Genomic DNA, 16341 nt, shown 5'->3' with positions numbered 1-16341 from the left:
GGTCGCTAACCCCTATTCCTGCACAGCCGAGATGGGCAGAGCGAAAAGGATGGCGATGTCGCCGGTCGGTTCGAAGTCCTTCCGCACCAGCTCGAACTGCGTCGGCCCGATCTTGCGCAGGCCGTCGAGGCAGGTGCTGATGAGACCGGTCGGCGTGCCCTTGTCGATCACCAGGCGGAAGTTGCCGATGGTGCCTTCCCAGTTCGCCCCGGTCTTCAGGATGTAGTCGAGGCGGGCTTCCACGGGATAGAGCCCATCCTTCTGGGTGCGCTTCCATTCGGCCTGCATCTTGGCGACGCCGCCGAGGAACGCCTTGTCCGTGCAGAAGCGTCGCGCGTAATCGCCAGCTTCCGGCTGCTGCTCGAAGGTGATCCCGGACGTCAGGCCCACACTCGGCCTGTAGCGGTGGGTGACCACCACGTCCTGATTGGGCGGAAAGGTCTGCTGCCAGTAATAGATCGCCTCCAGTGTCCACTGCTGGTGGAGTTCGCCGGGGCTGTCGGACGAGCCCGGCCAGACCTGCACGAGCCCGCGCTCCTCCAGTTCCCTCCAGCGGTCGGTCGGCACCTTCTCAAGCGCGTCGCTGGTCGCCTTGCCGTTGGGATTGAGCGGCACGCCGAGGCTTTTGAGAAGATCGGTCTGGTCGATACCGAGAACCGTCGCCTTCTCCTGAAGGGACATGTCGACCGGCTTGCCGTCGACCTCGGTGGAGAAGTCGAGAAAGTTCGTCTCCGACGTCCAACTCGGCATCGCCGGCGCGACACCGCCATCCGTCGCGGCGGGAAGCGGCGGCAGCGGGAAGGCGACGAGAACGGTCTTCGGCTGGTCCGACGTGTTGTGGAAGACGTAACGGACGCGGATTTCCTTCATCGAGAGGAACAGGTCCTCCGAGTCCATGCGGATGTCGGGATCCTGGACGAGGCGCAGGCCGCCGGTCGCGAGTTCGGCGGTCGAGTCGTTGGCGCTCGCCGGTGCGGCCAGGCCGAGCCCCGCAGCAACGGCAAGCCACATCGCGATGGCCGGCCGGAAAGCGCGCCGCACATGGAGCCACGATCGATCGCCCGAATGGATCAAACGCACCACAAAGCCCCTATCTGAGATCGATTGAATTTTTCCCCGTCGGAACTCTAACGCAAGGTCCTGTCGAAGTCCTACCGGAACGTTCTTGCAGAACACGGGGCGGGGGATGAGTATAATGCCGCAGGGTTCCGCTCCCACCGGCCCTGCCGCTTTGGTGCGCGGGAGGCCGGCTCCGTTGTGGCGAGACCGGCCGGTTCTGCCGCTCGTCTCCGGCAGACCGCCGGCGATCCCGGGCTTCGGCGGAGGACGTATCCATCGCCCGTCCGGCAGTCCCGCCGGCAGGTCGACCCTGACCGCCGCCGATGACGGCCACCTGCGACGGTTCCCCCGGCCCCTTGCGCACGACCGCGGTTCCAGAACACACAAGAAGAGGTGCCTGCATATGACCACCCCCGTCTGGTTCATCACCGGCTGTTCGACCGGCTTCGGCCGAGAGCTTGCCTCACAGGTCATCGCGCGCGGCGATCGCGTGGTGCTCACAGCCCGCGACAAGGCGCGGCTCTCCGACCTCGTGGCGGGACATGAAGACAGCACGCTCGCGCTCGATCTCGACGTCACCGACGCCGGACAGATCGAGGCCGGCGTCAAGGCGGCGTTCGAGCGCTTCGGCCGGATCGACATCCTCGTGAACAATGCGGGCTACGGCTACATGGCGACCGTGGAGGAGGGCGAGGAAGACCAGATCCGCCGCCAGTTCGACGCCAACGTGTTCGGCCTGTTCGCAATCAGCCGCGCCATCCTGCCGATCATGCGGGCGCAGCGGCATGGCCGCGTGATCAACATCACGTCGGTCGCCGGCTTTATCGGCTTTCCCGGCTCCGGCTACTACGCCGCCAGCAAGCATGCGGTAGAGGGCTGGTCGGATTCGCTGGCCGCCGAGGCGGGCCCGATCGGCATCCAGGTGACCTGCGTGGAGCCGGGGCCGTTCCGCACCGACTGGGCTGGGCGCTCGCTCGTGCAGACGCCGAACCGCATCCCGGACTATGCCGAGACGGCCGGCGCGCGCCTTGCCGGAACCAAGGCCATCAGCGGCCGGCAGCCCGGCGACCCCGTCCGCGCGGCGCAGGCGATCATCCAGATCACGGACATGGAGAAGGCGCCGAGGCACCTCGTGCTCGGCGCGTTCGGCGTCAATGCCGTCACGACGAAGCTGCGCGAACGCCTCGCCGAGATCGAAAGCCTGCGGGAGCTGGGAATCTCCACGGACTTCCCCGACGCCTGATCCATGTCACGCCGGATCCATGTCACGCCGGGTGAGATTACGGCAGGGGCGGTTCAAGTGCCGCCCCCGCCGGTGAGGCTTCGTCAGCGTCGCGCGCCTTCGCGGCTGTAGATCAGCAGCATCGCGGTGATGACGACGCCATAGATGATCTGACGGCCGGCCTCGGGCATCTGCATGATCGAGAGCACGGAGTTCAGGAGCACCATCAGGAGCACGCCGACGATGGTGCCGGCATAGCGCCCGCGACCGCCGAGAATGCTGGTGCCGCCGATGACGACAGCCGCGATCGCCGGCAACAGGTACGGCTCGCCCATGCCCTGGTAGGCCTTGGCGGAATATCCGGCGAGCAGCACGCCGGCGAGACCGGAAAGGCCGCCCGCGAGCGTGAATGTCGCGATGGCGATGCGGCGGATGCGCAGGCCCGACAGATAGCTCGCCGCCTCGCTGTTGCCGATCATGTAGATCTGCCGGCCGAACGCGGTGAAGCGCAGCATGCTGGAGATCGCGATCGCGACCACGAGCCACAACAGGGCATTGGCGGGAATATCGAGGATGCGGCCGCTCGCGAGGAAGCGCATCAGCGGCGTCGCGTCGGTCTGCGGCGCGTAACCGCCGGTGTAAGCAACCATCAGCCCGCCCATCACCGCGTTGACGCCGAGGGTGAAGATCATCGACGGCACGCGCAGGAGCGTCACCCCGAGCCCGTTCACCAGCCCGACCGCGAGGCCGGTGGCGATGCCCGCCGGGATGGCGAGCGGCCCGCCGACGGCCGTCGCCATCATCGCGCCCGCGGTGAGCGTCCACGGAACGGAGAGATCGATGTGGCCGAGCAGGATGACGAGCATCGCCCCGCTCGCCACGATGCCGAGGAAGGCGCCGATCTGGAGCTGTTGCAGCAGATAGGACGGCGACAGCAACGAGAACGTGCCGTTGGTGCTGACGGTGTAGACCGAGCCGCCCGCCAGGATCAGCACGATGCAGCACAGCGCGACGACGATGGGGAAGTTGTCGGGGCCGAGGCGGCCAGCCTTCGGGAACGCCATGGACTTACCGCACCAGTTCGAGGGTGTTCTTGACGCGCAGAAGATGGACCGCGCCGAAGCTGACGATGGCGAGCAGGATGCCGCCTTCCACCAGAGGCTGGATCAGCGGATCGACGCTGAAGATGCGGAAGCTGAACGAGATCGTCCGCAGGATCAGCGCGCCGAACAGCGAGGCGATGGCGCCGCCGCTGCCGCCCATCAGCGATGTGCCGCCGAGCACGACCGCGGCGATGGAGTTCAGCGTGTAGGCACCCGCCTGCGGAATGTCGGCATTGCCGGACGATGTCTGCAGCGCGAAGAACAGCCCACCGCATGCGGCGAAGAAACCGGAGAGGGCGAAGGCCGCGATCTTGGCCCGGGCGACCGGCAGGCCCGACATGTAGGCCGCGCCTTCCGACGAGCCGATGGCGTAGATCGTGCGGCCGATCACGGTGCGGGCGAGAATGGTCCGGCAGAGGAACGCGAGGATGACAGCCATGATCAGCGGCACCGGGATCGCTCCGACGAAGCGCGCCCATCCCGGTAGGCCGTCCGGGAACAGCCCGTAGGTCTCGAGGAAATCCGACACCGTGTTGGTGAGGGCCCACGAGAGGTCGTCGTCGACCGATCCGCCGGGAGTCGGGCGGATATAGAGCGCGATGCCGATCGCGACGGCACCGGTGGCAAGCGTCGCGATGATCGGCTGCAGGCGGCCATAGACGACGATGAGGCCGTTGACCGCGCCGAACGCCGTGCCGGCCGCGAGGCAGAGCACGGCGCCGAGCGCGATCTGCAGTGGAGAGCCGCTCAGGAGCACGCTCGCAAGGCAGTTGCACAGCGTCATGACCGCGCCGACCGAGAGATCGACCGCGCCCATCAGCACCGGCATCGTCTGGGCCATCGCCAGCATCACGAGGCTGAAGGCCTCTGTGCTGTTCTGCACCATCACCTGGCTGGAGAAGCCGCGCGGGTGATTGAGGTTGTAGATGCCGTAGAGCACCGCGAACGTGATCACCGCGACGATGAGGCCGCGATGGCGCCGGAGCCGGATGGCGATGTCGCCGGTGGCGGTGGCAGTGGTCATGACAGGGCCTCCTCATGCGCCGGCGCCACGGCCCCCGCTGGTCCCAGGTTGAGTGCGCTTTCGATGAGCGCATGTTCGTTAAGACCGGCACCCGAAAGCTCGGCCACGACGTGGCCGTCATAGAGCACGGCGACGCGGTCGCAGCAGCCGATCAGTTCCTCATAGTCGGTCGAGTAGAACAGGATGCCCGTGCCCTCCGCCGCGAGATCGCGCAGCAGGCGATAGATTTCCTGCTTCGTCCCGACGTCGATGCCCCGCGTCGGATCGTTGAGCAGCAGCACCTGCGGTCCTGTCATCAGCCACTTGGCAATGACGACCTTCTGCTGGTTGCCACCCGACAGGGTGGAGACCGGGTTGTGCGGATCGCTGACCTTGATCTGCAGCCGGCGGATGGCCTCGTCGATGGCCTGCTTCTCGCGAGCCCGGTCGACGATACCGGCCGGGGCGATCTTGTCGAAGCTCGCCGCGATCAGGTTCTCGGCGATCGACATGTTCAGCATCAGCCCCTCGGTCTTGCGGTCCTCGGGGATAAGGGCGAGTGCGTGCCTTTCCTTGGCATCGACGGGGCCGTGAAGCGGTGCGGGCTGGCCGTTGATCCGAACGGTGCCAGAGACGCCCTTCAACACGCCGAAGAGCGCGAGCAGGAGTTCCTTCTGTCCCTGGCCGTCGAGGCCGCCGAGACCGACGATCTCTCCCTTGCGCACGTCGAGCGAGATGCTCTTGAGCTGGCGGTCCCAGGACAGATTTTCCAGCGAAAGCAGCGGCGGTTCGGCCGAAGCCGGCGGCGGCGGCGGCTTCGGCGGAAAATGCGCGGTGATCTCGCGGCCGATCATCATGCGCACGATCTCGTCGTTGGTGCGCGTGCCCTTCGAGAAGGTCTCGATGTGGCGGCCGTTGCGGAACACGGAAATGGTGTCGGCGAGCTTCTCGATCTCCGCCTGGCGATGGGAGATGTAGAGCAAGCACAGGCCCTCGTCGCGCAGCCGCTCCAGCAGCGCGTAGACGGTCTCGACGTCGCGGCGCGTCAGCGCGGAGGTCGCCTCGTCGAGGATGAGCAGCTTCGGCTTCTTGCCGAGCGCCTTGGCGATCTCGACCATCTGCCGGCGCGAGAGCGACAGGTCGTGCACGCTCGCGAGCGGATGAACGTCCTCGCAGCCGATGCTCGCCAGCAGTTCCTCGGCGATGCGGCGCTGGGCCTTCATGTCGATCAGGCCGCCGCGGCGCGGCGGGGCGGCGGCGCAGATATTGTCTGCCACCGTCAGGTCGGGCATCAGCGAGAGTTCCTGGAACACGCAGACGATGCCCTGCGCGTTCGCCTCGGCCGGCCCGTGGAAATTGACGGGCACGCCCTCCAGCCGGATCTCGCCGGTCGTCGGCCGCACGACCCCGGCAACCGTCTTGATGAGGGTCGACTTGCCGGCTCCGTTCTCGCCCATGATGGCGTGGATCGAGCCGCGCCGACAGGTGAGATCGACGCCTTCCAGGGCGCGAACGCCGCCATAGGTCTTGCCGACATTGGAAAGCTGGAGAAACGGCGGAGAGGAGGCAGTGGAGGAGGACACGTCGGCTCCTGTCGTACGCCCGGAATACTTCGATGACGAGACCGGTGTTCGGACTGATATCGGGCCGTTTGCGCTGGCCTGCCGAACCCGGAACGCGACACCCGGCCTTGAAGCCGGGTGTCGTCTTGATTCAGGTCGGAACGGCCTGTCGGTGCCAGAAGGCCCCGGCAGGGAGCGATCCGACCGCGGCGGCTGTCCCGCGCTTCGGCTCGAGCCCGCGGAACGTGCCGATCACTGGTTTTCCTGGTTGTGGGACATGATTTCGGTCGCGGTGATGTTCACGTTGCAGGGCGGGAACGCGTTCACCGTGAAGAAATTGTCCGGCAGCTTGGACCAGTAGTTCACGTCGTCCTTGAGGTTGGTGTAGTCGGCGCTCGGCAGCGGCACCGCGATCTTCTTCGGCATCGGGTAGCCTTCCAGCGCCGAGATCGCCGCCTTGATGGCGATGGCGACGAGGCCCGGCGACTGGCCGATCGAAAGACCCTTCAGACCCTCGGACGAGTAGGTCGCGATCGCCTTGCGGAAGCCGTTCTCGGATTCGCCGGCGAACGGCACCCAGGGATGCTTCGCGGCCATGAGCGCCTGAACAACGCCGGTGTCGCCGCCCTGGGCGGTGATGGCGTCGAACTGGCCGTTCACGGCGATGGCATCGGCGACGACCTTCTGGGCGGTACCGTCGTCCCAGTTGCCCACCACTTCGACGACCTGGTAGTTGCCGCCGGCGTTCTTGAACGCCTCGTGGATGCCCTCGTGACGATCACGATCCACCGAGTTGCCCGGCACGCCGCGCACTTCGAGGATCTTGGCGTCCTTCTTGCCGTTCAGTTCCTTGACGAGGAACTCGCCCCACTGGCGGCCCATCTCGAACTGGTTCTCGTTGACCTGAATGACCTTGTCGGTATCGAGGGTGTTGTCGAACGGCACGATGACGACATTGTTCTTGTCCGCGAGGCGGATGACGCGATCGAAACCGTCGGGCGAAACGGCATCGACGATGATGGCGTTGTAACCCTGGTTGATGAAGTCCTCGATGGCGCCGAGCTGGGCGGCGGCGTCATTGCCGGTCGAAACGATCTTGAAGCTCGAGATCTTGCCCTTGATGTCCGGCTGTTCGACGAACGCCTTGGCAGTCTGCACCATCTGAATGCGCCAGAGATTGCCGACGAAACCGTTTACAACCGCGATCTTGAACGGCGCCTCGGCCTTCGGCCACTGCAGGTAGCCGGTGCTGGAATCCCATGGCGCGAAGCACGCGGGTTCGGCACCCGGCCCGCTGACTTCCTTCGGACCGGCAACGGCCAAAGCCGTCGCCGACATGAACACCGCAAGCGCAGCCGCGGAGATTTTGGCAAACCGCATCATATCCTCCCTTGTGTTCAAACCACCCGTTCGGGGTGTCTGTTCTTGTTGTCGTTCGCCGCTGCAGAGAGTGCGAACGGCTTTTCAATCCGCCGACCTGCGATCCCGCAGGCCAGATCTCAGATGAACGAGAGACCTGCCTCGAGATGCCGGCTCATGTGATACTGGAAGCCGAAGACATTCCTCTGCTCAAGCGCATCGATGACGGCGGCGTGTTCATCGAATGCGCCATCGATGCCTTCGCGGACGTTCTTGCCGGTGGTCATCAACTGGGCGATCTGGGGCTTCAGGATCTTGTAGACGTGCACCAGTGTCCGGTTGCCCGCGATGGACAACAGCCGCAGGTGGAAATCGTAGTCGCGCGACGCCCGCTCCTCCGGCCCCTCGGCGGAGCGCATCATCTCGTTGATCGCCCTCAGCCCCCGGATATCGGCCTCGACGGCGCGGGCGAACAGCGGCTCCACGGCTCCGATTTCGATCATTCGGCGGAAGGTCTGGATGTCGCGGAACACCTCTTCCGTCATGTCGAAGTTGAAGGCGAACACATCGACCACCGCATCCATGCGCCGGTCGATGATAACCGCTCCAACCTTCGGCCGAACGTCCACGACACCGTATGCCTTCAGCATGCGGATCGCCTCGCGGATGGTGTTGCGTCCTGCGTTGAAACGGGCGCTCAACTCCCGTTCCGAAGGCAGGCTGTCGCCCACCGTCAATCCTTCGGAGTTCATCATGACCCGGATCTGTTCGACAAGCGCGTCGACAGCCGAGACACGGGACGTTTCAGGCTCCGGTCGGGCGTGCTGCTGCATCCCCGCCTTGCTCATTTATTGGTCCAGCGTTTCCTCTGATTCTGTCATAGGACCGTTCACGGCGGGTTTCAAGCCGGATCCGACCGTCGTCGCACTTGAACACAGCCCCGATTGTCGCCATACCTCGATCATTGGCCCAACAAATAACAAACGCGCCAAGTCGGGAGGAGAAGACGTCCATGAGCGATTACGAAATCCTGGACGAACGGTTCGGCAGGCTGATTCATCGACCCGCGAGGCTGGAGCGACTTTGGACCGGAGGACGGTGGACCGAAGGTCCGGTCTACGTTCCGGCAGCACGTCACGTGATCTGGTCGGACATTCCGAACAACCGCCTGATGCGCCTCGAGGAAGTGGAGGGGCAGACGGCCGTGTTCGAAACACCGTGCGGCCATCACAACGGTCACACTCTCGATGCTGAAGGCCGCATCATCGCCTGCGAACACAGCGGTCGCCGCGTGAGCCGGCTCGAGCACGACGGCCGCTGGAAGACGCTGGCGGACAGCTTCAATGGCGGTCGGTTCAACTCGCCGAACGACGCGGTGGTGAAGTCGGACGGCTCGATCTGGTTCACCGATCCGACCTACGGCATCGACAGCGACTATGAAGGCTACATCATGCCGTCCGAACAGGACGGCGCGCATGTCTACCGGCTCGATCCCGCCTCCGGCGCGCTGACGCGCGTGATCACCGACATGGTGCAGCCGAACGGACTCGCCTTCTCACCGGACGAGAGCTTGCTCTATGTCGCCGATACCGGCGCGACCCACGTTCCCGCCATGAAGGGCGAGATGCGGGTCTATCCCGTCGCGGCGGATGGCGCGAGCGTCGGGGAGGGGCGTCCCTTCGCCACCTGCGGCGCCGGGCTGTTCGATGGCTTCCGCGTCGACCGCCATGGCAACATCTGGGCGTCGAGCGAGGATTCCGTCCGCGTCCACGCACCGGACGGCGCATTGATCGGCCGCATCCTGATCCCGGAGATCGTCTCAAACCTGTGCTTCGGCGGCCCCAACCGCAACCGCCTTTACATCACGGCGACCACGTCGCTCTACGCGATCTACGTGAACACCGCCCCGGCGCGCTGACGCGCCGGAGGCCGGGCCGCCGGCTGAGGCGCATGGGCTTTCGAGACACACTGAAATGGAAACGGGGCCGTTTGGTCGCAGCCCCGGAAGCTTTGCATTGCCTGGCCAGTATCAAGCATCGCGGAAGCGCGCAATTGGCCGCTCCACGGATGCCATCGGCGCGATTTTTAAAATGGGCGATAATGACGGGCACATGCCGCGACGCAGCATCCATATCAAAATTCGCACAGGTCGCAATCTATTTTAATATTTAAGTACTGAATACAATTATTCAACACAATTATACATTTCAAATTGAGCGATTTTACCGTCGAAAATCACTTCAGCCCCGTTTAATTTAATTATTCTAAATAAAGAACTGTTCAAATTCCCTTGAGGTGAGTGTTCATCAGGACTAGAAGTCGCTCGTCGATGACAACGGCTCGCCGCAGCGGCTCGCGGCGCACCGGTTCCCGTCGACGCTGCGAGGCCCCATGCTGGCACCCTTCCTGATCATGCTGCGCGAAGGCGTCGAGGCAGCCCTGATCGTCGGAATCATCGCGAGCTATCTGAAGCAGGTCGGCAGGTCCGACATGATGCCGGCAGTCTGGCTCGGCATTCTCACCGCCGTCGCTCTGGCGCTGTTCGTCGGCACCGGGCTGCAGATGGTCAGCGCGGAATTCCCCCAAAAGGAACAGGAACTGTTCGAGGCCCTCGTCGGCGTGGTCGCCGTCGCGGTCCTGACCTCGATGGTGTTCTGGATGCGCAAGGCGGCACGGTCGATCAAGGGCGAGTTGCACGCCTCCGTCGACCGGGCGCTGAGCGGCAGTGCTTTCGCGCTGATCGCAATGGTGTTCCTCGCCGTGGCGCGCGAGGGACTGGAATCGGTGTTCTTCCTGCTCGCCATCTTTCAGCAGAGCAACGACGCGCTCGCGCCGCTCGGCGCGCTGCTCGGCGTCGCTGCTGCGGTGGTGATCGGCTACGGCATCTATGCCGGCGGTGTCCGCCTCGACTTGCGGCGGTTCTTCCGGTGGACCGGCGTGTTCATCCTGTTCGTGGCGGCCGGCCTGCTCGCAAATGCCGTGAAAGCCTTCCACGAAGCCGGGCTCTGGAACGGTCTTCAGGAGACCGCCTTCGACATCAGCCACATCCTGCCGGCGGACGGACCGCTCGGCTCGCTGCTCTCGGGGATGCTAGGCTACCGAGACGCACCGACCGTCGGCGAGGTGATCGTCTACGTCGTGTTCCTGGCGGCGACACTCATTCCCTTCCTCGCCCCCGCATCGCCGGCGACGAGCCGCGCGGCGGCACGGCCTGCCCGGCAGAAAGTGTAAGTCCCGATGACTGCGTCTTCGTCCCCGGGTTCCCCGCCGGGCGGCAGGGCCATGCGGATCGCCGTCGCCGGCGCCGGGGTTCTGGTCGTCGTTGCCGGTGGTGCGTTCTACTACGTGTCGTCCCATCGCCAGGCGCCGGCCAGGGAAGGCGCGGTTCGCGTCGTGATCCAGGCGGACCGCTGCGAGCCGAATGCGCTGACCGTGCCGGCGGGCCGCGCGACGTTCGAGATCGTCAATGCGTCCGATCGGGTGGTCGAGTGGGAAATTCTCGACGGCGTGATGGTCGTCGAGGAGCGCGAGAACATTGCGCCCGGCCTGAGCTCGCAGCTTTCCGCCCGGCTTTCTCCCGGGACTTACGCCATTACCTGCGGGCTTCTCACCAATCCGCGAGGGACGCTGACCGTCACGCCTTCGGCCGGTTCGGAATCCGAGGCCGCCCGTCCGGCGGCCACCGCCTTCCTCGGCGCGCTCGCCGAATATCAGGCCTATCTGGCGCTGGAATCGGCGGACTTCGCCGCTTCGGCGCAGGACCTCGCGGACGCGGTGAAAGCCGGCGATCTCGATGGGGCGCGAACCGCCTACGAGGCGGCCCGCACGTCCTATCTCCACGTCGCACCCGCGGCCCAGCGCTTCTCCGACCTCGACACCGCGCTCAACGCCCAGGCGGACTATTTCGCCGGCCGCGAGAAAGACCCGAACTTCACCGGCTTCCATCGCCTTGCGCTCGGGCTCTACGGACCGCAGGGCCTGAATGGCCTGCAGCCCGTCGCCGACAAGTTCGCCGCGGATGGTGCCCAACTGAGCACGCGGATGCGGACGCTGAAGCTGACGCCCGATGCCCTCGCCAACGGTGCCGCCAGCAGCCTGTCGCGCGCCGCCGACCTTGCCGGCGCCCCCGCGAAAGACGGCGCCGCGCTTGAGAAGGCGGATTTCGCCGCCGAGATCGCCGGCGCGGCAAAGGTGGTGTCGCTGCTCGATCCGCTGGTGCGGAAAGCCTCGCCGCAGCTGGCCTCCGATACCGACGCCGCCCTCAAGGCCGCCTCCGCCGATGCCGCGGGCCTCGCCGCTCCCGGCAACGACTCCGCATCGCGGGCCGCACTCGCGAAGGACCTTCGGGCCCTTGCGGAAGACCTTTCCAAGTTCAACGGCGCCCTCGGCCTCGACTGACGGGGAGACGACTGACATGACCGATGAGAACACCGCCGCATCGCGGGATATGCCGGCTTCGCCCGACCGCCGCCGTTTGCTGATGGGGCTCGGCGCTTCCGGCGGCGCGCTTGCCGCGCTCGCCGGCGGGCTGGTGCCTGCCGCCGCGGCGGAGGCGGTGCCCACCGAGGCCGGGAACGTCACCGACGCCCCCGTAACGGGCGGCCATGACGACCGCGTCCCCTATCACGGGATTCATCAGGCCGGGATCGTCACACCACGTCCCGAGTTCGGCATGATCGCGACCTTCGACGTGATCGCCAGCGAGCCTGCCGATCTCGTGCGGCTGTTCCAGACGCTCAACGAACGCCTGCTGCTGGTCACGCAGGGCTGGACGCCGCCGAAGCTCGACCCGCGCCTGCCGCCCGCCGATTCCGGTCTACTCGGCCCGGTCGTCTCGCCGGACAATCTCACGGCGACCGTCTCGGTCGGCACCTCGCTGTTCGACGACCGCTTCGGTCTCGGCCGGATCAAGCCGGCCAGATTGCAGCAGATGACCGATTTCCCGAACGACGCGCTCGATCCGGCGCTTTGCCATGGCGATCTCTCGCTGCAGTTCTGCGCGAATTCGGCGGACGCCAACATCCACGCGCTGCGCGACATCATCAAGAACCTGCCCGATCTTCTGGTGCTGCGCTGGAAGCAGGAGGGCTACGTGCCGGCGGTACCGAAGCGCCAGGATCAGCCGCCGGAGAGCGCCCGCAACTTCCTCGGCTTCCGTGACGGTTCGGCCAACCCGGACGCAGCGAATGCGGCCGAGATGAACACGGTGGTGTGGGTGGACCAGGGTGCGGGAGGCGAACCGGCCTGGACAGCGGGCGGCACCTATCAGGCGGTGCGAATCATCCGCAATTTCGTCGAACGCTGGGACCGCACGCCCCTCGGCGAACAGGAACGGATCATCGGTCGCCGCAAGGACAGCGGTGCGCCATTCGACGGCAAGACGGAAGCAGACGTGCCGGACTATGCGACCGATCCCAAGGGCAAGGTGACGCCGCTCGACGCTCACATCCGTCTCGCCAACCCGCGCACGCCCGCGTCCCAGGCCAACCTGATCCTGCGCCGGCCGTTCAACTACTCCAACGGCGTCTCGAAGGCCGGGCAGCTGGAACAGGGCCTGCTGTTCATCGCCTACCAGGCCGACCTGGAAAAGGGCTTCATCACCGTACAGCGCCGGCTCGATGGGGAGCCGCTGGAAGAATATCTGAAGCCGATCGGGGGAGGTTACTTCTTCACCTTGCCCGGTGTGCGTGACGAACACGATTTCATCGGCCGTTCGATGCTCGACGCCGCGGGCATAAAGACGGCCTGACCAAGTCTCCGGTTCCCGACGGCAGCAGCGCCGTCAGACCGCCTCCCGGCATGGGCGGCGGAACGGGAGCCTGCGTGCCTGCTGCAACCGCGCCTGTCGGTTCCGGGGCCTTGTACCGGGACCATCTCGATTTCGGGAGAAACCGCATGACATCTCATCGGACGAAGCCGCGCCGGTCACTCGGGCTTGCCGCCGGGCTGGCCCTGTCGCTCGCCTTCGGCACGGCTTTGACCTCCGCGCCCGTCGCATTCGCCGCGGAGACGCCCGCTCAGCCGCTCGACCTTGCCGCGCCGATCACCGAGTACAAGCTCTATGTCGCGGACGCGACGCGGAAGCTCGTTGCGGAAACCAAGGCGTTCACCGCCGCCGTGAAGGCCGGCGATCTCGCCAAGGCGCAGGCGCTGTTCGGCCCGAGCCGCATGAACTACGAGCGTGTCGAGCCGATCGCCGAACTGTTCTCCGATCTCGACGCGTCGATCGATTCCCGCGCCGACGACCACGAAAAGCGCGAGGCCGACGAGGGATTCACGGGCTTCCACCGCATCGAGTACGGCCTGTTCGAAAAGAAGAGCACGGAAGGTCTGACGCCCTATGCCGACAAGCTGCAGGCCGACGTCGAAGACCTGAACAAGCGCATCCGCGACCTCACCTTCCCGCCGGACAAGGTGGTGGGCGGCGCCGCCGCGCTTATGGAAGAGGTCGCCCAGACCAAGATCTCCGGCGAGGAAGACCGCTACAGCCACACCGACCTTTATGACTTCGTGGCAAATTTCGAGGGTTCGAAGAAGATCTTCGATCTCTTCAGCCCCTTCGTGACCGACAAGGCGTTCGTGGAGAAGGTGGCGGGCAACTTTGCCACCGTCGAGAAGACGCTCGCGAAATACAAGACCGCGGACGGCTATGAATCCTATGAGAAGCTGAGCGACGCCGACCGCAGGAAGCTCTCGGCGCTGGTGAACACGCTGGCCGAGGATCTCTCGACGCTGCGCGCCCGTCTCGGACTCGACTGAGACATGCGAGGCGGCGGCGACCCCGCCGCCCCACTCCATCTCCCGTTGACCGGCGAGGCCCACGATGACCGACGGGCCTCGCCGTGAGGCTGCGCTTCAGCCCTGGATGAAGGCCAGCAGATCGGGGTTGATGATCTCGGGGTGCGTGGTGCACATCCCGTGGGGCAGGCCCTCGTAGCTCTTCAGGGTGCCGTGCTTCAGGAGCTTGACCGAGAGCGGCGCCGAGTCGGCATAGGGCACGATCTGGTCGTCGGTGCCGTGCATCACCAGCACCGGAACGTCGATGGACTTCAAGTCTTCGGTGAAGTCTGTCTCGGAAAACGCCTTGATGCAGTCATAATGCGCCTTGGCGCCGCCCATCATGCCCTGCCGCCACCAGTTCTCGATCACGCCTTGGGACGGCTTGGCGCCCTCGCGGTTGAAACCGTAGAACGGGCCGGCGGGCACATCGAGGAAGAACTGCGCCCGGTTGGCGACGAGCGCCTCGCGGAAGCTGTCGAACACCTCGATCGGCAGTCCGCCGGGATTCTTGTCGGACTTCACCATGATCGGCGGCACCGCCCCGATCAGCACCGCCTTGGCGACGCGGCCGGCCTCGGCGCGCGCCACGTAATGCGCCACCTCGCCGCCACCGGTCGAGTGGCCGATATGGACCGCATTCTTCAGGTCGAGGGCCGTGGCGAGTTCAGCGACGTCGGCGGCATAGGTGTCCATCTCGTTGCCGAACGCGGTCTGGGTCGAGCGGCCGTGACCGCGACGGTCGTGGGCGATGACGCGGTAGCCCCGATGCAGAAAATAGAGCATCTGGTTGTCCCAGTCGTCGGCGCTGAGCGGCCAGCCGTGATGAAACACGAGCGGCTGCGCCTCGCTGGAACCCCAGTCCTTGTAATAGATCTCGGTGCCGTCCCGGGTGGTGATCGTGCCCATCGTTCCGTTCCTTTGCCTGGGTGAGAAGTAACGGGCCCGGCAGGCACCACGACATGGCTGCCGGACGGCGGGGCTGGCAAGCACCAGTCCCGTCGCGATGCTGGAAGCCCGTCCGGGAGCCTGCCAGCGGAACCGGCTGAATCCCTGCGTGGAAGAAGAAGACCCGCCACGCTCGCGGCAGGGGGTGCCGCGTGCGCCGTTCCATTCTTGCCAGCTTCGGTTGCCAACGTCGAGACGCCGGGAGGGCGACCGCCGGTCACCTTCACGCGTTCGAGGAATGCGCCCAGAGATCGATATCTTCGTCGGTGGCGTAGAGGTCGATCTCGCGCAGTTCCTCTTCCGTGAACGCGAGATTGGCGACGGCGCCGGCGCAGTCGACCACCTGTTCCGGACGCGACGCACCGATCAGCGCCGAGGTGATGCCGCCGTTGCGCAGGACCCAAGCGATCGCCATCTGGGCCAGCGTCTGTCCGCGCCGTCCGGCGATCTCGTCGAGTTTCTTCAGATGTGACAGCGCCGTGTCGGAGATCATGCCGGGCTCGAGCGACTTGTCCTGCGTGGCGCGCGAACCTTCGGGAATGCCGTTCAGGTAGCGGCTGGTGAGCATCCCCTGCGCAAGCGGCGTGAAGGCGATGGAACCGATGCCGAGTTCGCCGAGCGTATCCTTCAACCCATCGCGTTCCACCCACCGGTTGAGCATGTTGTAGCTCGGCTGGTGGATCAGGCAGGGCGTGCCGAGTTCCTTCAGAATCGCCGCCGCCTCACGCGTGCGCTGCGAACTGTAGGACGAGATGCCGACATAGAGCGCCTTTCCCTGTTTCACGAGTGTGTCGAGAGCGCCCATCGTCTCCTCGAGCGGCGTCTCGGGATCCATCCGGTGGGAATAGAAGATGTCGACATAGTCGAGCCCCATCCGCTTCAGCGACTGTTCGCACGAGGCGATCAGATACTTGCGGCTGCCCCAGCTTCCATAGGGGCCGGGCCACATGTCATAGCCCGCCTTGGAAGAGACGATCAGTTCGTCGCGGTAGCAGGCGAAGTCCGTCCGCAGGATTTCGCCGAACGCCTCCTCGGCGCTCCCGGGAGGCGGGCCGTAATTGTTGGCGAGGTCGAAGTGCGTGATGCCGAGGTCGAACGCCGTGCGGCAGATCTCGCGTTTCACGCCGTGGGGCTTGTCGTGGCCGAAATTGTGCCAGAGGCCAAGCGAGATTGCCGGCAGCTTCAGCCCGGACCGGCCGCAGCGGCGATAGACCATCCGCTCGTAGCGGCTTTCGGACGGCACATAGGACATGGGAACGCTCCGTTGTTTCAGGAAAGTAAGTGTGCGGGAAGAGGCGGGGCCGGACG

14 protein-coding genes are annotated in these 16341 nt (G+C 65.6%); 6 read left to right on the top strand and 8 right to left on the bottom strand.

The genetic code is table 11. The annotated features are described in order from the left end of the window. Positions 1 to 12 precede the first annotated feature (12 nt). Positions 13 to 1011, bottom strand: coding sequence for a DUF4424 domain-containing protein (locus BUF17_RS11430; protein ID WP_073629256.1), 999 nt, complete (start codon positions 1009 to 1011; stop codon positions 13 to 15). 451 nt (positions 1012 to 1462) lie between these two features. Here BUF17_RS11430 and BUF17_RS11425 point away from each other — a divergent pair, with 451 nt between their 5' ends. Further along, a complete protein-coding gene (locus tag BUF17_RS11425) occupies positions 1463 to 2302 on the top strand; it encodes an oxidoreductase (protein WP_073628714.1) in 840 nt (279 codons plus the stop codon). An 83-nt stretch (positions 2303 to 2385) separates the two neighbouring features. Here BUF17_RS11425 and BUF17_RS11420 read toward each other — a convergent pair whose 3' ends face one another. The 5 genes from BUF17_RS11420 to BUF17_RS11400 form a co-directional block, all read right to left on the bottom strand. Beyond that, positions 2386 to 3345, bottom strand: a complete 960-nt coding sequence (locus BUF17_RS11420) for an ABC transporter permease (RefSeq protein ID WP_073628712.1) — start codon at positions 3343 to 3345, stop codon at positions 2386 to 2388. Between the two features lie 4 nt (positions 3346 to 3349). Continuing rightward, positions 3350 to 4408 carry an ABC transporter permease gene (locus BUF17_RS11415; protein ID WP_073628710.1) on the bottom strand — a complete coding sequence of 353 codons (1059 nt, stop codon included), beginning with the start codon at positions 4406 to 4408 and terminating at the stop codon, positions 3350 to 3352. Then, positions 4405 to 5970, bottom strand: coding sequence for a sugar ABC transporter ATP-binding protein (locus BUF17_RS11410; RefSeq protein ID WP_073628708.1), 1566 nt, complete (start codon positions 5968 to 5970; stop codon positions 4405 to 4407). The genes BUF17_RS11415 and BUF17_RS11410 overlap by 4 nt, the downstream gene beginning before the upstream one ends. Before the next feature lie 231 nt (positions 5971 to 6201). After that, complete coding sequence (locus BUF17_RS11405) at positions 6202 to 7329, bottom strand: sugar ABC transporter substrate-binding protein (protein ID WP_428977642.1); 1128 nt, start codon at positions 7327 to 7329, stop codon at positions 6202 to 6204. Between the two features lie 119 nt (positions 7330 to 7448). Then, positions 7449 to 8141 (bottom strand): FadR/GntR family transcriptional regulator, encoded by a 693-nt coding sequence (locus BUF17_RS11400; RefSeq protein WP_073629254.1) that lies wholly within the window; start codon positions 8139 to 8141, stop codon positions 7449 to 7451. 179 nt (positions 8142 to 8320) lie between these two features. Between BUF17_RS11400 and BUF17_RS11395 the strand changes: the two genes are divergently transcribed. The 5 genes from BUF17_RS11395 (at position 8321) to efeO (BUF17_RS11375) (ending at position 14067) form a co-directional block, all read left to right on the top strand. Then, on the top strand, positions 8321 to 9226 hold the full coding sequence (locus BUF17_RS11395) for an SMP-30/gluconolactonase/LRE family protein (RefSeq protein ID WP_073628704.1): 906 nt from the start codon (positions 8321 to 8323) through the stop codon (positions 9224 to 9226). Between the two features lie 473 nt (positions 9227 to 9699). Next, a complete protein-coding gene (gene efeU / locus BUF17_RS11390) occupies positions 9700 to 10539 on the top strand; it encodes an iron uptake transporter permease EfeU (RefSeq protein WP_073628702.1) in 840 nt (279 codons plus the stop codon). Between the two features lie 51 nt (positions 10540 to 10590). Then, the gene (efeO, locus tag BUF17_RS11385) at positions 10591 to 11706 is read left to right on the top strand and encodes an iron uptake system protein EfeO (RefSeq protein WP_244530856.1); all 1116 of its coding nucleotides are present in this window, start codon (positions 10591 to 10593) and stop codon (positions 11704 to 11706) included. A 16-nt stretch (positions 11707 to 11722) separates the two neighbouring features. Continuing rightward, on the top strand, positions 11723 to 13057 hold the full coding sequence (gene efeB, locus BUF17_RS11380) for an iron uptake transporter deferrochelatase/peroxidase subunit (RefSeq protein ID WP_073628698.1): 1335 nt from the start codon (positions 11723 to 11725) through the stop codon (positions 13055 to 13057). Positions 13058 to 13203: 146 nt separating this feature from the next. Further along, complete coding sequence (gene efeO, locus BUF17_RS11375) at positions 13204 to 14067, top strand: iron uptake system protein EfeO (RefSeq protein WP_084564507.1); 864 nt, start codon at positions 13204 to 13206, stop codon at positions 14065 to 14067. 96 nt (positions 14068 to 14163) lie between these two features. Here the strand turns inward: efeO (BUF17_RS11375) and BUF17_RS11370 are convergent, their stop codons facing one another. Then, on the bottom strand, positions 14164 to 14994 hold the full coding sequence (locus tag BUF17_RS11370) for an alpha/beta fold hydrolase (protein WP_073628696.1): 831 nt from the start codon (positions 14992 to 14994) through the stop codon (positions 14164 to 14166). 262 nt (positions 14995 to 15256) lie between these two features. Next, a complete protein-coding gene (gene mgrA, locus BUF17_RS11365; protein ID WP_073628694.1) occupies positions 15257 to 16285 on the bottom strand; it encodes an L-glyceraldehyde 3-phosphate reductase in 1029 nt (342 codons plus the stop codon). Positions 16286 to 16341 lie beyond the last annotated feature (56 nt).

Source organism: Pseudoxanthobacter soli DSM 19599, assembly GCF_900148505.1.
Classification (GTDB): domain Bacteria; phylum Pseudomonadota; class Alphaproteobacteria; order Rhizobiales; family Segnochrobactraceae; genus Pseudoxanthobacter; species Pseudoxanthobacter soli.
This window is presented reverse-complemented; position numbering and strand designations above follow the sequence as displayed.